At 68.7% G+C, this 17,470-nt stretch carries 16 protein-coding genes and 1 pseudogene; 6 read left to right on the forward strand and 11 right to left on the reverse strand.

Annotated elements, in window-relative coordinates; translation table 11 throughout:
- Positions 1 to 24: 24 nt before the first annotated feature.
- Positions 25 to 579 (forward strand): maltokinase N-terminal cap-like domain-containing protein, encoded by a 555-nt coding sequence (locus tag BW730_RS05850; RefSeq protein WP_077685441.1) that lies wholly within the window; start codon positions 25 to 27, stop codon positions 577 to 579.
- A 12-nt stretch (positions 580 to 591) separates the two neighbouring features.
- Here BW730_RS05850 and cmk read toward each other — a convergent pair whose 3' ends face one another.
- The 4 genes from cmk to prcB are packed head-to-tail and all read right to left on the reverse strand — an operon-like array spanning position 592 to position 3,749.
- The gene (cmk, locus tag BW730_RS05855; RefSeq protein WP_226997095.1) at positions 592 to 1,248 is read right to left on the reverse strand and encodes a (d)CMP kinase; all 657 of its coding nucleotides are present in this window, start codon (positions 1,246 to 1,248) and stop codon (positions 592 to 594) included.
- The gene (locus BW730_RS05860) at positions 1,245 to 2,312 is read right to left on the reverse strand and encodes a prephenate dehydrogenase (RefSeq protein WP_077685443.1); all 1,068 of its coding nucleotides are present in this window, start codon (positions 2,310 to 2,312) and stop codon (positions 1,245 to 1,247) included. Before BW730_RS05860 ends, cmk begins: the two co-directional genes overlap by 4 nt.
- Positions 2,305 to 2,952, reverse strand: a complete 648-nt coding sequence (gene prcA / locus BW730_RS05865) for a proteasome subunit alpha (protein WP_335340895.1) — start codon at positions 2,950 to 2,952, stop codon at positions 2,305 to 2,307. Before prcA ends, BW730_RS05860 begins: the two co-directional genes overlap by 8 nt.
- A 2-nt stretch (positions 2,953 to 2,954) precedes the next feature.
- Positions 2,955 to 3,749, reverse strand: a complete 795-nt coding sequence (prcB, locus tag BW730_RS05870) for a proteasome subunit beta (RefSeq protein ID WP_077685445.1) — start codon at positions 3,747 to 3,749, stop codon at positions 2,955 to 2,957.
- A gap of 62 nt (positions 3,750 to 3,811) precedes the next feature.
- Here prcB and BW730_RS05875 point away from each other — a divergent pair, with 62 nt between their 5' ends.
- The gene (locus BW730_RS05875; RefSeq protein ID WP_077685446.1) at positions 3,812 to 4,165 is read left to right on the forward strand and encodes a DUF3054 domain-containing protein; all 354 of its coding nucleotides are present in this window, start codon (positions 3,812 to 3,814) and stop codon (positions 4,163 to 4,165) included.
- Between the two features lie 82 nt (positions 4,166 to 4,247).
- Here BW730_RS05875 and BW730_RS18750 read toward each other — a convergent pair whose 3' ends face one another.
- The 4 genes from BW730_RS18750 to BW730_RS18450 all read right to left on the reverse strand — a co-directional run bounded on the left by BW730_RS18750 (position 4,248) and on the right by BW730_RS18450 (position 9,835).
- Positions 4,248 to 5,177, reverse strand: a complete 930-nt coding sequence (locus BW730_RS18750) for a tRNA (adenine-N1)-methyltransferase (RefSeq protein ID WP_226997096.1) — start codon at positions 5,175 to 5,177, stop codon at positions 4,248 to 4,250.
- The gene (locus BW730_RS18755; RefSeq protein WP_193432366.1) at positions 5,174 to 5,851 is read right to left on the reverse strand and encodes an HAD family hydrolase; all 678 of its coding nucleotides are present in this window, start codon (positions 5,849 to 5,851) and stop codon (positions 5,174 to 5,176) included. The genes BW730_RS18750 and BW730_RS18755 overlap by 4 nt, the downstream gene beginning before the upstream one ends.
- The gene (gene metH / locus BW730_RS05885) at positions 5,841 to 9,266 is read right to left on the reverse strand and encodes a methionine synthase (protein WP_077687539.1); all 3,426 of its coding nucleotides are present in this window, start codon (positions 9,264 to 9,266) and stop codon (positions 5,841 to 5,843) included. Before metH ends, BW730_RS18755 begins: the two co-directional genes overlap by 11 nt.
- 260 nt (positions 9,267 to 9,526) lie before the next feature.
- Complete coding sequence (locus BW730_RS18450; RefSeq protein ID WP_158522488.1) at positions 9,527 to 9,835, reverse strand: KDGP aldolase; 309 nt, start codon at positions 9,833 to 9,835, stop codon at positions 9,527 to 9,529.
- Between BW730_RS18450 and BW730_RS05890 the strand changes: the two genes are divergently transcribed.
- The gene (locus BW730_RS05890) at positions 9,830 to 10,684 is read left to right on the forward strand and encodes a proteasome assembly chaperone family protein (protein WP_077685447.1); all 855 of its coding nucleotides are present in this window, start codon (positions 9,830 to 9,832) and stop codon (positions 10,682 to 10,684) included. The two genes, BW730_RS18450 and BW730_RS05890, sit on opposite strands and share 6 nt — an antisense overlap.
- Positions 10,685 to 11,210: 526 nt before the next feature.
- Here the strand turns inward: BW730_RS05890 and rpe are convergent.
- Positions 11,211 to 11,864 (reverse strand): ribulose-phosphate 3-epimerase, encoded by a 654-nt coding sequence (rpe, locus tag BW730_RS05895; protein ID WP_077685448.1) that lies wholly within the window; start codon positions 11,862 to 11,864, stop codon positions 11,211 to 11,213.
- A gap of 532 nt (positions 11,865 to 12,396) precedes the next feature.
- On the opposite strand from rpe, the gene BW730_RS05900 reads away from it, so the two are divergent.
- On the forward strand, positions 12,397 to 12,882 hold the full coding sequence (locus BW730_RS05900) for an integrase core domain-containing protein (protein WP_077685449.1): 486 nt from the start codon (positions 12,397 to 12,399) through the stop codon (positions 12,880 to 12,882).
- Here BW730_RS05900 and BW730_RS05905 read toward each other — a convergent pair.
- Positions 12,879 to 13,229, reverse strand: a complete 351-nt coding sequence (locus tag BW730_RS05905) for a hypothetical protein (RefSeq protein ID WP_077685450.1) — start codon at positions 13,227 to 13,229, stop codon at positions 12,879 to 12,881. The two genes, BW730_RS05900 and BW730_RS05905, sit on opposite strands and share 4 nt — an antisense overlap.
- Before the next feature lie 57 nt (positions 13,230 to 13,286).
- Here BW730_RS05905 and BW730_RS05910 point away from each other — a divergent pair, with 57 nt between their 5' ends.
- Together BW730_RS05910 and BW730_RS05915 are read left to right on the forward strand one after the other, a co-directional pair.
- A complete protein-coding gene (locus BW730_RS05910) occupies positions 13,287 to 13,742 on the forward strand; it encodes a MarR family winged helix-turn-helix transcriptional regulator (RefSeq protein WP_226997098.1) in 456 nt (151 codons plus the stop codon).
- 262 nt (positions 13,743 to 14,004) lie between these two features.
- Positions 14,005 to 14,355 (forward strand): DUF488 domain-containing protein, encoded by a 351-nt coding sequence (locus tag BW730_RS05915; protein WP_077685452.1) that lies wholly within the window; start codon positions 14,005 to 14,007, stop codon positions 14,353 to 14,355.
- Positions 14,356 to 14,365: 10 nt separating this feature from the next.
- Here BW730_RS05915 and BW730_RS05920 read toward each other — a convergent pair.
- Positions 14,366 to 16,650 (reverse strand): annotated as a pseudogene (locus BW730_RS05920) (heavy metal translocating P-type ATPase).
- Positions 16,651 to 17,470 lie beyond the last annotated feature (820 nt).

A 17,470-nucleotide genomic window follows, 5' to 3' on the forward strand; every position in this document is an offset into this window, starting at 1 on the left:
GCGGGCCCTCCCTAGGATCGAACCATGGCGATTCTGCACAAGGCGACCCTCAACCCGACGAAGCTGGAACTGGTCACGACCTATCTCGACACCATGCGGTGGGGCGGCGGCCCCGTCGACCTGGTCGGGGGCTACCGATACGACGATCCCCAGGGAAAGGTCGGGATCGAGGGCCTCATCGCTACCCGTGGGGACGACGCGTTCCACCTCCCGCTCACCTACCGGGACGCGCCGTTGGCGGGGGCCGAGGGCTTCCTCATCGCCACGATGGACCATTCGGTGCTCGGGAAGCGCTGGGTCTATGACGCCACTCACGACCCGGTGGCGGTCGACGCCTTCCTGCGCGCCCTGGCGGGAGAGCAGGAGCAGGCGGAACTCAACGTCTACGGCCCCGACGAGAAGCTCATCGAGGTCCGCACGCCGCCGGTGGTGGTCCGGGTCGCCCAACCCCACGTCGTGACGCCAAGCGACCTGATCCTGGTACGCCGACTCGAACTCGGCGCCCCCCAGGAACCGGCCCAGGCGATGCTGATCGCCGAGTGGGCAGGCAACAACAGCGCCGTGGTGGCCATCGGCTGAACCCGCCGGGGCTCAGTCGGCGAGCGCGATGATCCGGTCGACGACCTCGTCAGGCGACAGGAAGGTCGAGTCGATCACGACGACGCCCTCGGCCGCGTCGGTGAAGTTCGACACCGTCGAGTCGTCGCGGTCGCGGCGGAGCACCTGATCGGTGACCTCCGCGTCCGTCGCCTTGCCTGCGACCTCGGCGGCCCTGCGCGCGACCCGAGCCTCGGGGTCGGCGATCAGCAGCACCCGGACGTCCGCATCGGGCGCCACGACGGTGGTGATGTCGCGCCCCTCCACCACGATCCTGCGTTCGTGCGCCGCGATGATGTCGCGCATCTTCGCCGTCAGCAGGCGGCGGACCTCGCGGTTGGTGGCCACCTCGGAGACGGCAGCCGAGATCCGGGGCTCGCGGATCTCGTCTGTCACGTCGCGGCCGTTGATGGAGAAGCGCGGCTCGTCGGGAGAGGTCTGGCACTCCAGCCTCGCCTCGTCCACCAGCCGGGCGACCTCGTCCTGGCTGGCGCCGTCGGGGCAGCGCAGCAGGTACTCCGACGTCGCGGCGCGGTACATCGCGCCGGTGTCGAGGTAGCCGAGGCCGAGGCGGGTCGCCAGGAGTTTCGCCGTCGTCGACTTTCCGGACCCGCTCGGCCCGTCGATCGCGAACAACCTCGCGCCGCTCACTTCCTGCTCCCCAGCCATGCCTGCCAGCCACCTTCCATGATCTTGGTCTTGAGTTTCTCGGCCATCTCACGCTCGACGGAGATGGACAGATAGCCGACCTCGCGGATCGGGTCGTGGTTCAGTTCGAAGTCCTCGACGTTGAAGCCCGCCTCGCCGATATCGGTGAACAGCCTCGCAAGCGCGCGCGGCTCGTCGGGAATCTCGACGGTGACCTCGAGCATGTCGAGGGGGTCCTGGCCGTGCTTACCGACCAGCGACAGCGCGCCCGCCTGGCCCATCCCGAGGAACCGCTCCAACGCATCTGGGCGGTCGAGTTGGTCGATCAGGTAGGCGAGATCCTGGGCGACCTCGAGCAGTTCGTGACGCACCGCGTCGGCGTTGGACGTGAGGATCTGACGCCACAGCGCCGGGTCGGAGCCAGCGATCCGCGTGACGTCCCTGATCCCCTGGCCCGCCAACTGCAGGTTCGGGGTCGGCACCTCACGCAGGTGCGACGCCGTCAGGATGCTCATCAGGTGCGGCACGTGGCTGACCTGCGCGACGGCCACGTCGTGCTCCGACGCGGGCATCGTGACGACCTTCGCGCCGACGTCGCGGGCCAACCGTTCGATGACGGCGACGTCCTCGGGCGCGTTCTCCGGCTCCGGGGTGACGACCCAGGTGCGGTCCCGGAACAGGTCGCCTGACGCGGTCAGGGGGCCGGTGAACTGCGAGCCCGCCATCGGGTGCGACCCCACGTAGCGGCGGTGCTCGGGGGCTAGCCGGTCGATCGCGCGCAGGATCGGCGCCTTGACCGAGCCGACGTCGGTGATGACTGCGTCGGGGAACTTGCCGAGCACCTCGGCGACGAGTTCGGGGATCACGTCAGGCGGGGTCGCCACCACGACGACGTCGGGGTCGTCGGTGCTCTCGTCGGAGACCCTTCCCGCGCCGAGACCCGCCGCCACGAGCGCGTGCGAACTGGCGATGTCCCACAGCACGACGTCGTAGCCGGCCCGCGTCAGGGCGAGGCCGAGCGACGAGCCGACCAGGCCTGCGCCAAGGATCAGGACGCTCTCAGCCACGGGCCACCTCGTCGGCGGTGAGGCGACGGAAGACCCGTCGGCGCGCGGTGCCGCGCTCCAGGACGGCGACCTCGAGGCTCGACGACGACAGCGCCTCGCGCGCCCGCGCCAGCGCCTCACCGAGCGACGCCTGCGGGTCGAGGCCCCCGCGCAACTGCGCCGTGATCCGCTCCGCGTCTCCGCCGATCACCGCGAGGTCGTCCTCCTCGGTGATGACACCGTCGTAGCTGATCCGGTAGATGACGTCGCCCTCGCCGCTCTCCCCCAGCTCGGCGACGATCAGTTCGACCTCGAACGGCTTCTCCGCGCCGGAGAACGCCCCGCCCAGTTGCTGCGAGTAGGCGCCCGCGAGGCTGCGGCCCGTCACGTCGCGACGGTCGTAGGCGTAGCCGCGCAGGTCGGCGTGCCGGATGCCCGCGATGCGCAGCGCCTCGAACTCGTTGTAGCGGCCGACGGCGGCGAACCCGATCCGGTCGTAGATCTCGGAGACCTTGTTCAGCGTCGTCGAGTGGTTGTCGGCGACCATCACGATCCCGCCCGCGTAGCGAAGCACCGCCACGGCGCGGCCGCGCGAGATGCCCTTGCGCGCGAACTCGGCCCGGTCCTGCATCAGTTGCTCGGGCGACACGTAGAAGTTCATGCTCACAGCGCGTACCCCCTCGGCCCGTCGGGTCGACCGGCGCGCGCGGCGACGATCGCCTCGGCGAGTTCGCGGACGCCCGCCTCGGACCATCGCGCGACGCCGTCTGCGGAGGCGCGCATCACGAGGGGGAAGATGCCGCGGGTCAGGTCCAGGCCCGACGTGGCGGAGTCGTCGTCGGCAGCGTCGTAGAGCGACTGAAGCAGGGCGGCGACGGCGGCGCGCTCGTCGGCCTCAGGATCGTACAGCTTCTTCAGGGCCCCGCGGGCGAACGCGGCGCCGGAGCCGACGGTGGTGTACTCCTGCTCCTCGTAGCGGCCGCCGGTCGCGTCGTAGGAGAACATCCGGCCCCGATCGGCGCGGTCGTCCCAGCCGATGAACAGCGGGAGGACGACAAGGCCCTGCATCGCCTGCGTCAGGTTGCCGCGGATCAGCGCGCCGAGCCGGTTGGCCTTGCCGTCGAAGCTGAGGCCGACGCCCTCGACCTTCTCGAAGTGCTCAAGTTCGACCTGAAACAGCCGCACCAGTTCGATGGCCACGCCCGCGACTCCCGCGACGCCGATGATCGACTGCTCGTCGGCGGAGAACACCTTCTCGATGTCGCGCATGGCGATGGCGGAGCCCATGGTCGCGCGGCGGTCGCCCGCCATCACCACGCCGTCGCGATAGCGGGCGGCGACGATGGTGGTTCCATGTACCGCGGGAAGCGCATCGGTGGCGACCCTCGGGAGGGTGTCCGGCGCGACCCTGCGCAGGTACTCCACGAAGGAGGGGCTCGCATCAGGCAGGTGGGTCACCGCACCATCCTAGGGCGGATCGGCGGATACCTCATGTCCCCGCGGCTGCCTAGACTGGCGCCATGGTGCGTTTCGGCTGGCTGCTCATCGATCTCGTGCTCGTCGTCGTCTTCGCGGCGGTCGGGCGAGCCTCTCACGGGGAGAGCCCCCTCGGCGCGTTCCTGACGGCGTGGCCGTTCCTGGTGGCGTGCGTCGCGGCCTGGATCGTGCTTCTCGTGCTGCAGGACGACGGCCTTGGCTGGCGCGCGGGCCTGATCGTCTGGCTCGTCACGCTGATCGGCGGGATGGCGCTGCGGGTGGCCTCGGGCGACACCGCGGCGGTCGCCTTCATGATCGTGGCGACGATCTTCCTCGGGGTGACGCTGCTCGGCTGGCGCGTGGTCGCCCGGGCCGTGCGCCGTCGTCGAACCGCCTGAGCGGGACGGCGTCCGGCGCCCGCGTCGCGTCACGGACTCCCGAGCGCGGGCGGAGACGCCTCAAGGCCTAACCTTGGCCGCCTCAGTCCGCCTGGGGCGCAGGCGCCCGACCGCCCAGTTCGGCGGGGATGTTCGCGGGGCGTGGACCCTGATAGTCGGGTCCGTAGGCGCCGGGTGCCGGGCGACGCTTGCGCATCGGTGCGGCGACTCCTGGGGCGAGCCTGCGGGAGATGATCAGGAACCCGGTGTGCGCCGACGTTCCGTGTCCTGGCCGGATCGCGAGACCCTCCGCGTGCCAGTCGCGCACCGTCGTCTCGGTCGCGTGTGGCTCGGTGAAACCGCCGTGGGCGCGCAGCGTGTCGGCCACGCGGCCCAACTGTGTCGCGGTGGCGACGTAGCAGCAGATCACGCCGCCGGGGACGAGTCGTTCGCCGACCGCGTCGATGCACTCCCACGGGGCGAGCATGTCGAGCACCGCCCGGTCGATGGGCTCGTCCTCGATGGCCTCGACCAGGTCGCCAACCGTCAGCGTCCATGCCGGGTGCGGGCCGCCGAGGAAGTTCTCGACGTTGGCCCGCGCGACGTCGGCGAAGCGCTCCCGCCGCTCGTAGGAGTGCAGCGACCCCTCCGGGCCGATGGCGCGCAGCAGCGCCAGCGTCAACGCACCCGAGCCGACGCCCGCCTCGAGGACGCGCGCCCCCGGGAAGATGTCGGTCCACATCACGATCTGCGCCGCCTCCTTGGGATAGACGACTGCGGCGTCGCGCGGCATCGAGACCATGTATTCGTTGAGGATCGGCCGGAACGCCAGGTACTTCATCCCGCCGACCGAGGTGACTGTGACGCCCTCGGGCCCGCCGATCAGGTCGTCGTGGCTGACGGCGCCCTTGGTGGTGTGCCAGACGCCACCCTCCTTGAGCACGACCGACTTGCGGCGGCCCTTGCTGTCGGTCAGCGTGACCCGTTCTCCCGCGCGCAGGTTTCCGGTGGTGACTCCCGAGAGATTGGTCACAGCGTTGCCTTCGTGTTGTCGCGCCAGATCTGCAGGAGATCGGCCCAGGTGGTGGCGGTCAGCCCGGTGGTCGAGACGACCATCCGCGGGTGCGGTTCGAGGCGCGCGAGCGCCGGGACGGCGTAGACGAACGCGCCGGCGGCCAGGGCAGATGCGGTGCCGGGGACGGAGTCCTCGAGGGCGATGACCTCCTCCGGCGCGGCGCCGAAACGCTCCATCGCCAGCAGGTAGGCCTCGGGGTGCGGCTTGGACTGCTGCACATCGTCGGCGGAGATCACGAAGTGCACCGTCGGGGGCAGCAGTTCGATGGCGGCCTCCATGATGATGCCGTTCGAGGCGGTGACCACGGCCGCGGGAACGCCGTCTGCCGCCGCGTCCTCGAGGAGTTGCAGCGCGCCGGGCAGGAACGGCAGGCCGTCGCGGCGCAGTCGTGCCACGACGCGGTCGTGCAGTTCGTGGTGGATCTCGTCGACCCGGTCGGGCTGGCCGATCGACTCCGCCATCTGCCGGGTCGTCTCGGCGGCGTTCTGCCCGATCATGGAGCGCATCTTGGCGTCGTCCCAGACCACGCCGTGCGCGGCGAGCATCTCCGCTTCCGTCTCGGCCCAGATGGGCTCGGTGTCGACCAGTGTTCCGTCGAAGTCCCACAGGACCGCTTTGGGCTTAGCCAGCATTGAAATACTTTGCCTCCGGGTGGTGCAACACGATCGCGTCGGTTGACTGTTCGGGATGGAGCTGGAGCTCCTCGCTCAGGGCGACCCCGATGCGGGAGGGGTCGAGCAGTCCCACCAGGGTACGTCGATCCTCAAGATTGGGGCATGCGGGGTAGCCAAACGAGTACCGCGACCCCCGGTAGGCCTGGTCGCGGATCGCCGCGTCCACGTCCCCGTCGGCGGCGCCGAGGCCAAGCTCGTCGCGGATCCGCGAGTGCCACAACTCGGCAAGGGCCTCGGTGAGCTGCACCGACAGGCCATGCAGTTCCAGGTAGTCGCGGTACGCGTTCGCCTCGAAGATCCGTTGGGTGGCCTTCGCCACCTCAGGACCCATCGTGACCAGTTGCATGGCGAGCACGTCGGGGCCGTGTTCTGCCGCCTCGTCCTTGTCTCGGAAGAAGTCGGCCAGGCACAACTGGCGACCGCGGCGCTGACGCGGGAACGTGAACCGGGCGACCTCGCGCTCCGGGTCCTCCGGTGAGCCGAGGATCAGCGTCTCCGCCTCGGAGTGGACGGGGAAGTAGCCGTAGACGACGCCGAAGTTGGCGAGGCTCTCGGTCTTGATCCGGTCGAGCCACATCCGCAGGTGCGGCATCGCCTCGTTCTCGACGAGTTCCTCGTAGCTCGGCCCGCCCTTCAGCGACTTGAGCCCCCACTGCCCGACGAAGGTCGCGCGGTGATCGAGCCAGGCGTTCACGTCGGCGAGCGAGATCCCCTTGACGACGCGCGATCCCCAGAACGGCGGGGTCGGCACGTCGACGCCGCGGGCGACATCCGAGCGGACGCCCAATTGGGGCTCGACGACCTCCACGAGCGACGTCTTGGCGAATCGGCGCTGGCGCGGCTGCGGCAGTTCCGCCCCCGGCACGCCGTTCTTGACCGCCATCACGGCGTCCATCAGCGCGAGGCCCTCGAACGCGTCCTTGGCGTAGCGGACCTCGCCGTCGAAGATGTCGTTGAGGTCGTGCTCGACGAAGGTGCGGGTCAGCGCGGCACCGCCGAGCAGCACGGGGTACTTCTCCCCCAGCCCGAGCCGGTTCAGTTCGACGAGGTTGTCCTTCATCACGAGCGTCGACTTCACGAGCAGTCCGGACATGCCGATGGCGTCGGCGTTGTTCGCCTCCGCTGCGTCGACGATGGCCTGGATCGGCTGCTTGATGCCGATGTTGATGACGGTGTAGCCGTTGTTGCTGACGATGATGTCGACGAGATTCTTGCCGATGTCGTGGACGTCGCCGCGGACGGTGGCCAGCACAAGCGTGCCCTTGCCTGCACCAGCCGACGACTTGTCCATGTGGGGCTCGAGGTAGGCGACGGCGGTCTTCATCACCTCGGCGGACTGCAGCACGAAGGGCAACTGCATCTGGCCGGAGCCGAACAGTTCGCCGACGATCTTCATGCCTGCGAGCAGATCCTCGTTGATGATCCCCAGCGCGGGCTTGCCCTGCAGCGCCTCGTCGAGGTCGGCGTGGAGGCCCTTGCCCTCGCCGTCGATGATGCGGCGCTGGAGTCGTTCGGCGAGCGGGAGCGCGGCGAGTTCCGCAGCCCGGGAGGCGCGCACCGATGCGGCGGAGACTCCCTCGAACAGTTCCAGGTAGCGCGACAGCGGGTCGTAGTCGCCGTCGCGGCGGTCATAGACGAGGTCGAGGGCGACCTTGCGCTGCTCCTCCGGGATGCGGTCCATCGGCAGGATCTTGGCGCTGTGCACGATCGCGGAGTCGAGGCCCGCCTGCACGCACTCGTTGAGGAACACCGAGTTCAGCACGATGCGCGCAGCGGGGTTCAGGCCGAACGACACGTTGCTGACGCCGAGCGTGGTGCGCACCCGGGGGTAGCGGCGCTTGAGTTCGCGGATGGCGTCGATGGTCTCGATGCCGTCTCGGCGGGTCTCCTCCTGGCCGGTGGCGATGGGGAACGTGAGGCAGTCGACGAGAATGTCTCCGACGTCCATGCCCCAGTTCTCGACGAGGTCGTCGATGAGGCGCGAGGCGACGCGCACCTTCCACTCGGCGGTGCGGGCCTGGCCCTCCTCATCGATGGTGAGCGCGACGACGGCGGCGCCATGCTCCTTGACGAGCGGCATCACCTTGCCGAAGCGCGAGTCGGGGCCGTCGCCGTCCTCGTAGTTGACGGAGTTGATGATGCTGCGACCCGCGAGCCTCTCTAGGCCCGCCTGCAGCACGTGCGGTTCGGTGGAGTCGAGCACGATCGGCAGCGTGACGGCGGTGGAGAGCCGGAACGCGGCCTCGGACATGTCGGCGGCACCGTCACGGCCCACGTAGTCGACGCACAGGTCGAGCACGTGCGCGCCGTCGCGGGCCTGGGCCTTCGCGATGTCGACGCACTCGTCCCAGTTGCCCGCAAGCATGGCGTCGCGGAAGGCCTTGGAGCCGTTGGCGTTGGTGCGCTCACCGATGTTGAGGTAGCTGGCGTCCTGCGCGAACGGGACCTCGATGTAGAGGCTGGAACTGGAACGCTCGTCCTCGGCGTCGCGGGCCACGACCTCGCGTCCGCTGAAGCGGTCGGCCAGCAGTTTGATGTGCTCCGGGGTGGTGCCGCAGCAGCCGCCGATCAGCCCGAGCCCGAACTCGTCGAGGTACTGCCCGAGTGCCTCGGCGAGGCCCTCGGGGCTGAGCGGGTAGCGGGCTCCGTCAGGCGTCAGTTCGGGCAGGCCGGCGTTGGGCATGGCGCCGACGGTGATGCCCGCCCGGCGGGCGAGGTGGCGCAGGTGCTCGCTCATCTCGGCGGGGCCGGTGGCGCAGTTGAGGCCGATGCAGTCGATGCCGAGGGCCTCGAGGGTGGTCAGCGCGGAGCCGATCTCGCTGCCGAGCAGCATGGTGCCGGTGGTCTCGACGGTGACGTTGACGAGGATCGGCAGGACGACGCCCGCCTTCTCGCGCGCACGCTTGGCGCCGATCACGGCGGCCTTCGCCTGCAGCAGGTCCTGGCAGGTCTCGATCTGGACGGCGTCGATGCCGCCGCGGATCATGGCCTCGACCTGGCGCTGGTAGGCGTCGCGGACGGTGGCGAACTCGATGTGGCCGAGCGTCGGAAGCTTGGTTCCTGGGCCGACCGAGCCGAGCACGAATCGGGGGCGTTCGCTGGTGGAGAACTCGTCTGCGACCTCGCGGGCGATCCGGGCGCCTGCCTCGGAGAGTTCCTCGAGTCGGTCGACGATGTCGTACTCGGCGAGGGCGGCCTGGTTGGTGCCGAAGGTGTTGGTCTCGACGGCGTCGGAGCCCGCCTCGAAGTAGGCGCGGTGCACGGCGGCGACGACGTCGGGCCTTGTCACGTTCAGGATCTCGTTGCATCCCTCGAGGCCTTGGAAGTCGTCCTCCAGCGAGAGATCGCCGAAGGACTGCAGCATGGTGCCCATCGCCCCGTCGGCGACGAGTACGCGGGTTCCAAGGACGTCTGCAAAGGTGTTCGGCACGGGGCAACCATAGTGCGCCCCGCGTCAGGCTCGGGGCTCCGTTTCACGCGCGGCCCCACCCGAAGTGTCTCCTTAGAAGTGCCTGCGCGTGGTGGGCATGACGATGAGCATGTTTGGTTGCTCGTTGCTCGAGGAGCCACGATTCGTCGGCGTGTCGCCGATCGAGCAACCAAACATGCTCAAGTTCTCCCCCGCACCGCGCCTCAGGAGGTCGCCAGGCGCGCCGCGACAGCCGCGAGGGCCGCCACTTCATCGGGGATCGTCTCGCCGGTCGACGGGTCGACGATCGAGGTGTAGACGTGCGGAACGACATGCGTCGCGCCCGCCTCGAGGCACGTCCCGACGACCTGCTCGAAGTTGTCGGGTGCGATCCCTCCGGTCGGCTCGAAGATCGAGATGGATACACATGGCTGCCTGTTGTGTACGCGACCGGTTGCCGGTGTCAGTTCGCTGGGGGCGAGCGGCCGTAGACGCCCTCCCCAGGTGGCAGCGGGTAGGCTGGACGAATGCAATTCGCGCCTATGGATGACCTCCGCAACCCGGCCGTCGCCATTGCGTTTTCCGGCTGGAATGACGCGGGCAACGCCGCGAGCGACCTGTTGCGTCACCTGATGGATGCCTACCCCGGGACCGACCTCGGGCTCATCGACGACGAGCGCTACTGGGACTTCCAGCAGACCCGCCCGATGCTGCACCGGGAGGCCGACGGGCCGTGGATAGAGTGGCCGGCCATCCGGATGCGGGTCGTGCACCACCCGGAGCGCGACATCATCACGGTGCTCGGCCCCGAGCCGAACCTGCTGTGGCGCACGTTCTCGCTCGAACTGGTCAAGGCGCTGCGCCAGGTCGACCCGGAGATCGTGCTGTTCCTCGGCGCGATGCTGAGCGACACCCCCCACACGCGGCCACTGCCGGTCGGCGTCTACTCGACCGACCCGTCGGTCGGCGAGAAGTTCGCCATGGAGGCCAACGACTACACCGGCCCGACCGGGATGATCGGCGTCGCGACTCAGTTGCTGTTGCACGAACGCATCCCTAGCGCCTCGCTGTGGGTGTCCGTGCCGCACTACGTGTCGACGCCGCCGAACCCGAAGGCGCAGGAGGCCCTCCTGACGGAACTCGAGACGGTGCTGCGCGTCAGCCTCGACCACGCCGAAATCCCGGAGGAGGCGGCGAAGTGGAGCCTCGCCGTCGACCAGTTGAGCCAGCAGGACCCCGACATCGCCGAGTACATCGGCCAGTTGGAGGAGGCACGCGACGCCGAGGAGGTCGAGGGCGCCACGGGCGACACCATCGCCGCCGAGTTGGAGAAGTTCCTCCGCCGCCAGGGCGACGACCCCCAACCCCCCGCTGGCTCCTGACCCTTCCCATTGGCAGGCGAACCTTCCGACGCCCTGCGCTCGCGAGTGGGGACGCTTGGCAGGCTAGGCGTTGAGCAGCATTGCGTGTTCGTTTCCGAGTTGAACGTGAAAACGCGGCTCTCCGGCCATCGAACCCGGGTTACTGCACAACCCCAGTCCCACCGGCACCGGCACCGGTCGGCAATCACCGGCGGGAGGCGGACCTGTCGGCCCTGTGCTCGCGGCCGGGGACGCTTGGTTGGCTAGGCGTTGAGCAGCATTGCGTGTTCGTTTCCGAGTTGAACGTGAAAGCGCGGCTCTCCGGCCATCGAACCCGCGTTACTGCTCAACCCCAGTCCCACCGGCACCGGTCGACAATCACCGGCGGGAGGCGGCCGGTCGGACGGGCTCGCGGCCGGAGACGCTTGGATGGCTAGGCGCTGAGCAGCATTGCGTGTTCGTCTCCGAGTTGAACGTGAAAACGCGGCTCTCCGGCCAACGAACCCGCGTTACTGCTCAACCCCAGTCCCACCGGCCGGGTCGGCGGTCAGTGGCGGCAGGCGGCAACGGCCAGTTCGCGGAGATCGCGGACCATCTTGTTCGGGTCGTCGGAGTTGTAGACGGCCGAGCCGGCCACGAACGTGTCGGCGCCCGCCTCGGCGCAGCGCTCGATGGTCTCGGCGCTGACGCCGCCGTCGACCTGCAGCCAGATCGGACGGTCGCCGAGCAGTTCGCGGGTGCGGCGGATCTTCGGGAGGACCAGGTCGAGGAACCTCTGCCCGCCGAAGCCCGGTTCGACCGTCATCAGCAGGATCATGTCCAACTCGTCGAGCATGTCCTCAAACTGCTCGATGGGTGTGGCCGGCTTCAGCGCCATCGACGCGCGGGCGCCCTTGGCGCGCAACTCGCGGGCCAGCCGGATGGGCGCCTTTGCCGCCTCGACGTGGAACGTGACCGACTCGGCTCCCGCCTCGGCATAGGCAGGTGCCCAGCGGTCGGGCTCGTCGATCATCAGGTGGATGTCGAGCATCTGGGTGGTCGCCTTGCGCAGCGACTCCACCACGGGCAGCCCGATCGACAGGTTCGGAACGAAGCGGTAGTCCATCACGTCGACGTGAATTGCGTCAGCGTCGGAAATCCGGGCGACCTCGTCGGCGAGGTGCGCAAAGTCGGCGTTGAGAATGCTCGGGGTGATTCGCATGCTGGCACCATATCCAACCCGCGGATGCGGGTCACGCTGCCCGTCGTCAGTAGCGACAGCGGCGACTTCGCTAAGGGGCGATCTGCCCCTCTGCGATCCACGCGGCACCGTCGGCCGCCACCATCGACGCACGGCTCGGCGCGGTCATCGAGGGTCGCCAGATCCTCAGGACATCGTCAGGGTCTCGGGCCGCGCCCCCGGGACGCTGAGCGAAGGAGAATGCACCATGGCTCTGGCATGTCCGGCACGTCTCGAAGACAGCGATCGGGCAACCGATCAGGTCTCGGGCGCTCCCCTGCGCATGCTGGCCGCTGACGCCGTCCAGTCGGTACGGTGGTCGCTGCGCGCACGGCGCGACCCTGTCAGGGTGACGCCAACAACCATCCCCAGCCGGGTGAGCGACCGCTAGATGTACTGACCGGACAGGTTGGTTGAAGCAGTGCGATGACACGCGCTGAGGAGTGAGGACGTAGGGAGGGCCCTTCAGGTTGGGTGGGAGTTGCGAAACCATCACCGCCAGAAAGGCCCTCTTGTGTCCCACGCTAACGCAGCTCTGACCCCACGCGCTCGTTTGACCGTCGCCAGACTCGTCGTCGAGCAGGGGGTGCCCGTCTCCGAGGTCGCCGCCAGGTTCCAGTGCTCCTGGGCAACGGTGAAGCGTTGGGCCGACCGGTACCTGGCCGGTTGGTTCGCTGCCCGCGGGGTCAAGGTCGAGCGGGTCCTTTCCGACAACGGAGCGGCCTACAAATCGAATCTTTGGCACCAGGTCTGCAGCCAGTTCGGCATCACGGTGAAGAAGACCCGCCCGTATCGGCCGCAGACCAACGGGAAGATCGAACGGTTCCACCGAACCCTCGCAGATGGCTGGGGCTACGCCCGCTGCTACCAATCAGAAACCGAGCGTCGAGATGCCCTCGCGGGATGGCTGCATCACTACAATCACCACAGACCCCACACAGCCTGCGGGAACCTCTCACCGATCACCCGGTTGACCAACGTCCCCGATCAGTACAGCTAGAGCAGCGCAATGATTGCTGCTGCGTGGCAGGCGACGGCGAAGCAAGCGCCCACGAGCATGCCGGGCAGCCGAGACACGGCTCCGATCACCGCGTCAGCAATCTGGGCGAACACGGCGACTCCTAGCAGGAGCGGAAGAACCACCGAGGTCGAGGGAAGCCAGACCGCGACCCCGACAGCCAACCCCAGGGGGATCGCACGAACGGCGTACATCGCCGGATAGAAGCGGCTCTCGGTGCGCTTCGGTGATGGCGGGGCGATGAGGCCAGGGCTGATCAGCGCCGCGACGCCGAAGCCGGCTGAAGCAAGGGCGGCCAGCGTGTTGAGTAGGGCGATCCACCACGGCATGATCGTTCACCATCCAATCGTTCAGTAATGAATGATTCACACGCTACACTACTGAGTGTGAACGAGAGCAACCAGGAAACGATCCTCGCCGCGGCCTGCTTCCGGCTCGGCCTACTGGGAGCGAGGATCACGCAGGAGTTCTCCGTACGCGTCGAAGAGGTCGGGATCACGCACAAGCAGGTTGGGCTGCTCGCTGTCGTCAGCGCAGGGCTCGCTCGCTCTCAGCGCGATATCGCATCGCTCCTCCACGTCGCCCCCAGCCTGGTCGTTTCGCTGGTCGATCAGCTCATCGAAGCCGGGGCCGTCACTCGCTCACGCAGCGCCACGGATCGTCGGGTCCAGGTCATCGAACTCACCGACCGAGGCCGTGGACTGCTGGCCGCGAGCACGCGCGCGGCGGCCGACGTCGACGCCGAGTTCCGAGCCGGCCTCTCCCCAGCGGGACGGTCGGCGCTGGACGTGCTGCTGCTGGACCTCGACGCACGGCACCCCGTCACGTTCGCCGAATCGTGAAGTAGGCACGTCACCCAGCGTCGGCTTGCAGCCCAATGGGCCTGTTGTTGCGCAGCAGGTAGCGCGACTGATTGTCGACCAGGGGCCGCCGGTTCGAGACCGGCCTGCCCAACCAACCCTCCGTCACAGTCGCCGCGGCGAGGAGGTGACGCTGCTCGGCTTGTGCACTGGCCATGAGTGGCCGCTGATGGAGCGCATCAACCAGTTGCCTTCCGCACGGCAACGCAAGGAGATGCGTAGAGTCGAGGTAGAGGTGAGAGGCATGAGGATCGTCACGAAACGCATCTACGACCACCCAGCAGACGATGACGGGTACCGGGTACTCGTCGACCGGCTCTGGCCCCGCGGGGTCAGCAAGGAGAAGGCCGACCTGGACCTGTGGGACAAGGACGTCGCACCGTCGAGCGAACTGCGGGAATGGTGGAACCACGACCCCGAGACGTACCTGGAGTTCGAGCGCCGCTACGAGGCGGAACTCGACGACTCCGGGGCCGCCATGTCGCTGCTTGACAAGGTTTCGGGTCAGGAACTCGTCACGCTTCTCTTCGCGGCGCACGATCCGGAGAACAACGCGACGGTGCTGGCCGCATACCTGACACGGCTGGACTCCTGATCCGCCTCGCCTAGCTCCCGGTCACCGACCGGAAGCCGCGCAGTCGCAGGCTGTTGCCGACCACGAAGACGCTGGAGAAGGCCATCGCGGCCCCCGCCAACATCGGGTTCAGCATCCCGAGGGCCGCAACCGGGATGGCCGCGACGTTGTAGGCGAACGCCCAGAACAGGTTCGTCTTGATGGTGCCGAGCGTCTTGCGTGAGAGCCGGATGGCGTCGACGGCGCTGCGCAGGTCGCCGCGCACCAGCGTGATGTCCGATGCCTCGATGGCGACGTCGGTCCCGGTTCCCATCGCGAGCCCGAGGTCGGCCTGCGCGAGCGCGGGGGCATCGTTGACGCCGTCGCCGACCATCGCGACGACCTGGCCCTCGGCCTGCAGTCGCTTGACGACGTCGACCTTGTCGGCCGGAAGCACCTCGGCGATCACGTCGTCGATGCCGACCTCCGCGGCGATCTGCCGCGCCACCGCCTCGTTGTCCCCGGTGAGCAGGACGGGCCTCAGCCCGAGCGCGACGAGCCCGGCGACGGCCTCGCGGCTCGTGGGCTTGACGGTGTCTGCGACCACGAGGAGCCCACGCGGGCACCCTCCCAGCCTGCGACGACGACGGTCTTGCCCTGTCCCTCGGCCGCTGCCTTCGCCTTGGCGAGGGTGCCCGGCAGCGCGTCGGGGAACAGGGTCGCCCGACCGACGAGCACCTCAGTGCCGTCGACCGAGCCGCGTACTCCCCTGCCCTCGAGGTTCTCGAAGCCGTGGACGGCGGTCAGTACCCCCACCCGCTCCGTGGCTCCCTTGGCGATGGCCTGGGCGATGGGGTGCTCTGACGCGTCCTCGACGGCCCCCGCGCGACGCAGGAGGTCGTCGGAGTCGACGCCGTCGGCGGGGATCACGTCGACCAGCGTCATCCGGCCCGAGGTGACGGTGCCGGTCTTGTCGAGGACGACCGTGTCGACCTTGCGGGTCGACTCCAGCACCTCCGGCCCCTTGATCAGGATGCCGAGTTGCGCGCCTCGCCCGGTGCCCACCAGCAGCGCCGTCGGGGTCGCAAGGCCGAGCGCGCATGGGCAGGCGATCACCAGCACGGCGACGGCGGCGGTGAACGCGGCGCTCGCGGGGAAGCCGGCGCCGAGCCAGGCGCCCAGCGCCGCAACGGCGACCGCGATGACGATGGGCACGAAGACCCCGGAGATCCGGTCGGCGAGGCGTTGCACCTCGGCCTTGCCCGTCTGCGCGTCCTCGACGAGCTTGGCCATCTGCGCCAACTGGGTGTCACTGCCAACCCTGGTCGCCCGGACGACGAGCCGCCCGCCGGCGTTGACGGTCGCCCCGGCGACGGCGGTGCCTTCACCGACCTCGACGGGGACCGACTCGCCGGTCAGCATCGAGGCGTCGACGGCTGAGGTGCCGGAGACGACGACGCCGTCGGTGGCGATCTTCTCGCCTGGTCTGACGATGAACTCGTCGCCGACGCTGAGGTCATCGATCGGGATCTTCACCTCGACGCCGTCGCGCAGTACCGCGACGTCCTTGGCGCCGAGTTCGAGCAGCGCACGTAGCGCTGCCCCGGCCTGTCGCTTGGACCGCTTCTCGAAGTATCGGCCCGCCAGGATGAACATGGTCACGCCCGCGGCGACCTCGAGATAGATGTTGGCCGCCCCGTCCGACGGTGCGAGCGTCAGTTCGAAGGGGTGCTTCATGCCCGGCATGCCGGCCGTTCCGAAGAACAGCGCGTACAGCGACCAGAGGAACGCGGCCCCAGTACCCATCGAGATCAGCGTGTCCATGGTGGCGGCGCCGTGCCTCAGGTTCGCCCAGGCGGCCTTGTGGAACGGCCACGCGCCCCACACGATCACAGGGGCCGCAAGTGTCAGGGAGGCCCACTGCCAGTAGGTGAACTGGAGGGAGGGGATCATCGCCATGGCGATCACGGGCACCGAAAGGATCACGGACCCGATCAGCCGCTGTCGCAGCGACCGCAGTTCCGGATCGTCGGCGTCCTTCGCCTCGTCCGCGACGGCCTTGGGCTGCGGCAGGGCGGCGGTGTAGCCGGTCTTCTCGACCTCCGCGACGAGCAGTTCGGGGTCGTAGTCCTCGGGGACGGTGACCTTCGCCTTCTCGGTGGCGTAGTTGACGGTCGCGGTGACGCCGTCGAGCTTGTTGAGCTTCTTCTCGATCCGGTTGGCGCACGACGCGCAGGTCATGCCGCCGATCTCGAGTTCGATCCCCTTCAGCGGGGTGTCGTATTGACGGACCTCAGCGATGCCCACTCTCGTCCCCCTTCGGCTCAGTGGTGCCATGATCGGTGGCCGTGGGGCGGTGGTTCCAGTCGTCGACGGCGCTCCCGGGCACCAGCACACGGCCGGCCCCGAACGAGATCGCGAAGACGGCTGCCAGTGCCGCGGCATAGAGTGCCAGCTTCGTCGGCGCCCTCACGTGAGGCTCCCGGCGCCGCTAGCTCCGGCTGTGGCACATCTATTGCTGAACACGTCTCTTCTCTCCACCAGTGATACCCCCTCAGGGTATCTCGCGTATGTTCGGATCATATACCCCAGGGGGTATGAATCAAGAACTCGGAGGGCAGGCAAAAGGGTCGGGACGCGATATCCGGGGGCTGATCTCGATACGGAGTTCGCCCAGGGTCGATCAGCAGGCCCGGCCCTCCCAAGTGCCACCAGCAAGCTCTGACGCAGACCACCGCCGCCCGGCTCTCGGCCGCGACTGACAGGCGAAGACAGTCGCGAACAGCGATCGGACCCCTCGACAAGCTCGGGGAACGGTGGTCCGACCCTTCGGCAGGCTCTGGGAACGCGATCGGACCCCTCGACAAGCTCGGGGAACGGTGGTTGAGTCCTCAGCAAGGTCGCGAGGATTTCGACACGGTGGCCGCCGCTCCGCGTCGACCACCGGCTCGATCAGTAGGGACTGTCCGCGCCAGACGCCCCGGCCGGCGCCCGGTCGCAAGGCCCAACGCAACCACGCCACGAGCGAGACTTGACGTGCCGGAGGTTACGGCCGTGAGCCCTCGGTCGCCCCTTCTGCGCCGCATGCCCAACCAGACCAGGCAGGAACTGGCCTCACGCCTCGACCACGCTCGACCCGAGCGGGGCGACCGGGGGG

The organism is Tessaracoccus aquimaris (assembly GCF_001997345.1).
Lineage (GTDB): Bacteria > Actinomycetota > Actinomycetes > Propionibacteriales > Propionibacteriaceae > Arachnia > Arachnia aquimaris.

What these genes read in the sequence shown, in the direction of transcription:
- BW730_RS05850 (WP_077685441.1), top strand. Translation starts at nt 25, where the DNA reads ATGGCGATTCTGCACAAGGCGACCCTCAACCCGACGAAGCTGGAACTG.
- prcA (WP_335340895.1), bottom strand. Translation starts at nt 2,952, where the DNA reads ATGAACTTCTACGTGTCGCCCGAGCAACTGATGCAGGACCGGGCCGAG.
- BW730_RS05875 (WP_077685446.1), top strand. Translation starts at nt 3,812, where the DNA reads ATGGTGCGTTTCGGCTGGCTGCTCATCGATCTCGTGCTCGTCGTCGTC.
- BW730_RS18755 (WP_193432366.1), bottom strand. Translation starts at nt 5,851, where the DNA reads ATGCTGGCTAAGCCCAAAGCGGTCCTGTGGGACTTCGACGGAACACTG.
- metH (WP_077687539.1), bottom strand. Translation starts at nt 9,266, where the DNA reads ATGGGCACCATGCTGCAGTCCTTCGGCGATCTCTCGCTGGAGGACGAC.
- BW730_RS05890 (WP_077685447.1), top strand. Translation starts at nt 9,830, where the DNA reads ATGCAATTCGCGCCTATGGATGACCTCCGCAACCCGGCCGTCGCCATT.
- rpe (WP_077685448.1), bottom strand. Translation starts at nt 11,864, where the DNA reads ATGCGAATCACCCCGAGCATTCTCAACGCCGACTTTGCGCACCTCGCC.
- BW730_RS05905 (WP_077685450.1), bottom strand. Translation starts at nt 13,229, where the DNA reads ATGCCGTGGTGGATCGCCCTACTCAACACGCTGGCCGCCCTTGCTTCA.
- BW730_RS05915 (WP_077685452.1), top strand. Translation starts at nt 14,005, where the DNA reads ATGAGGATCGTCACGAAACGCATCTACGACCACCCAGCAGACGATGAC.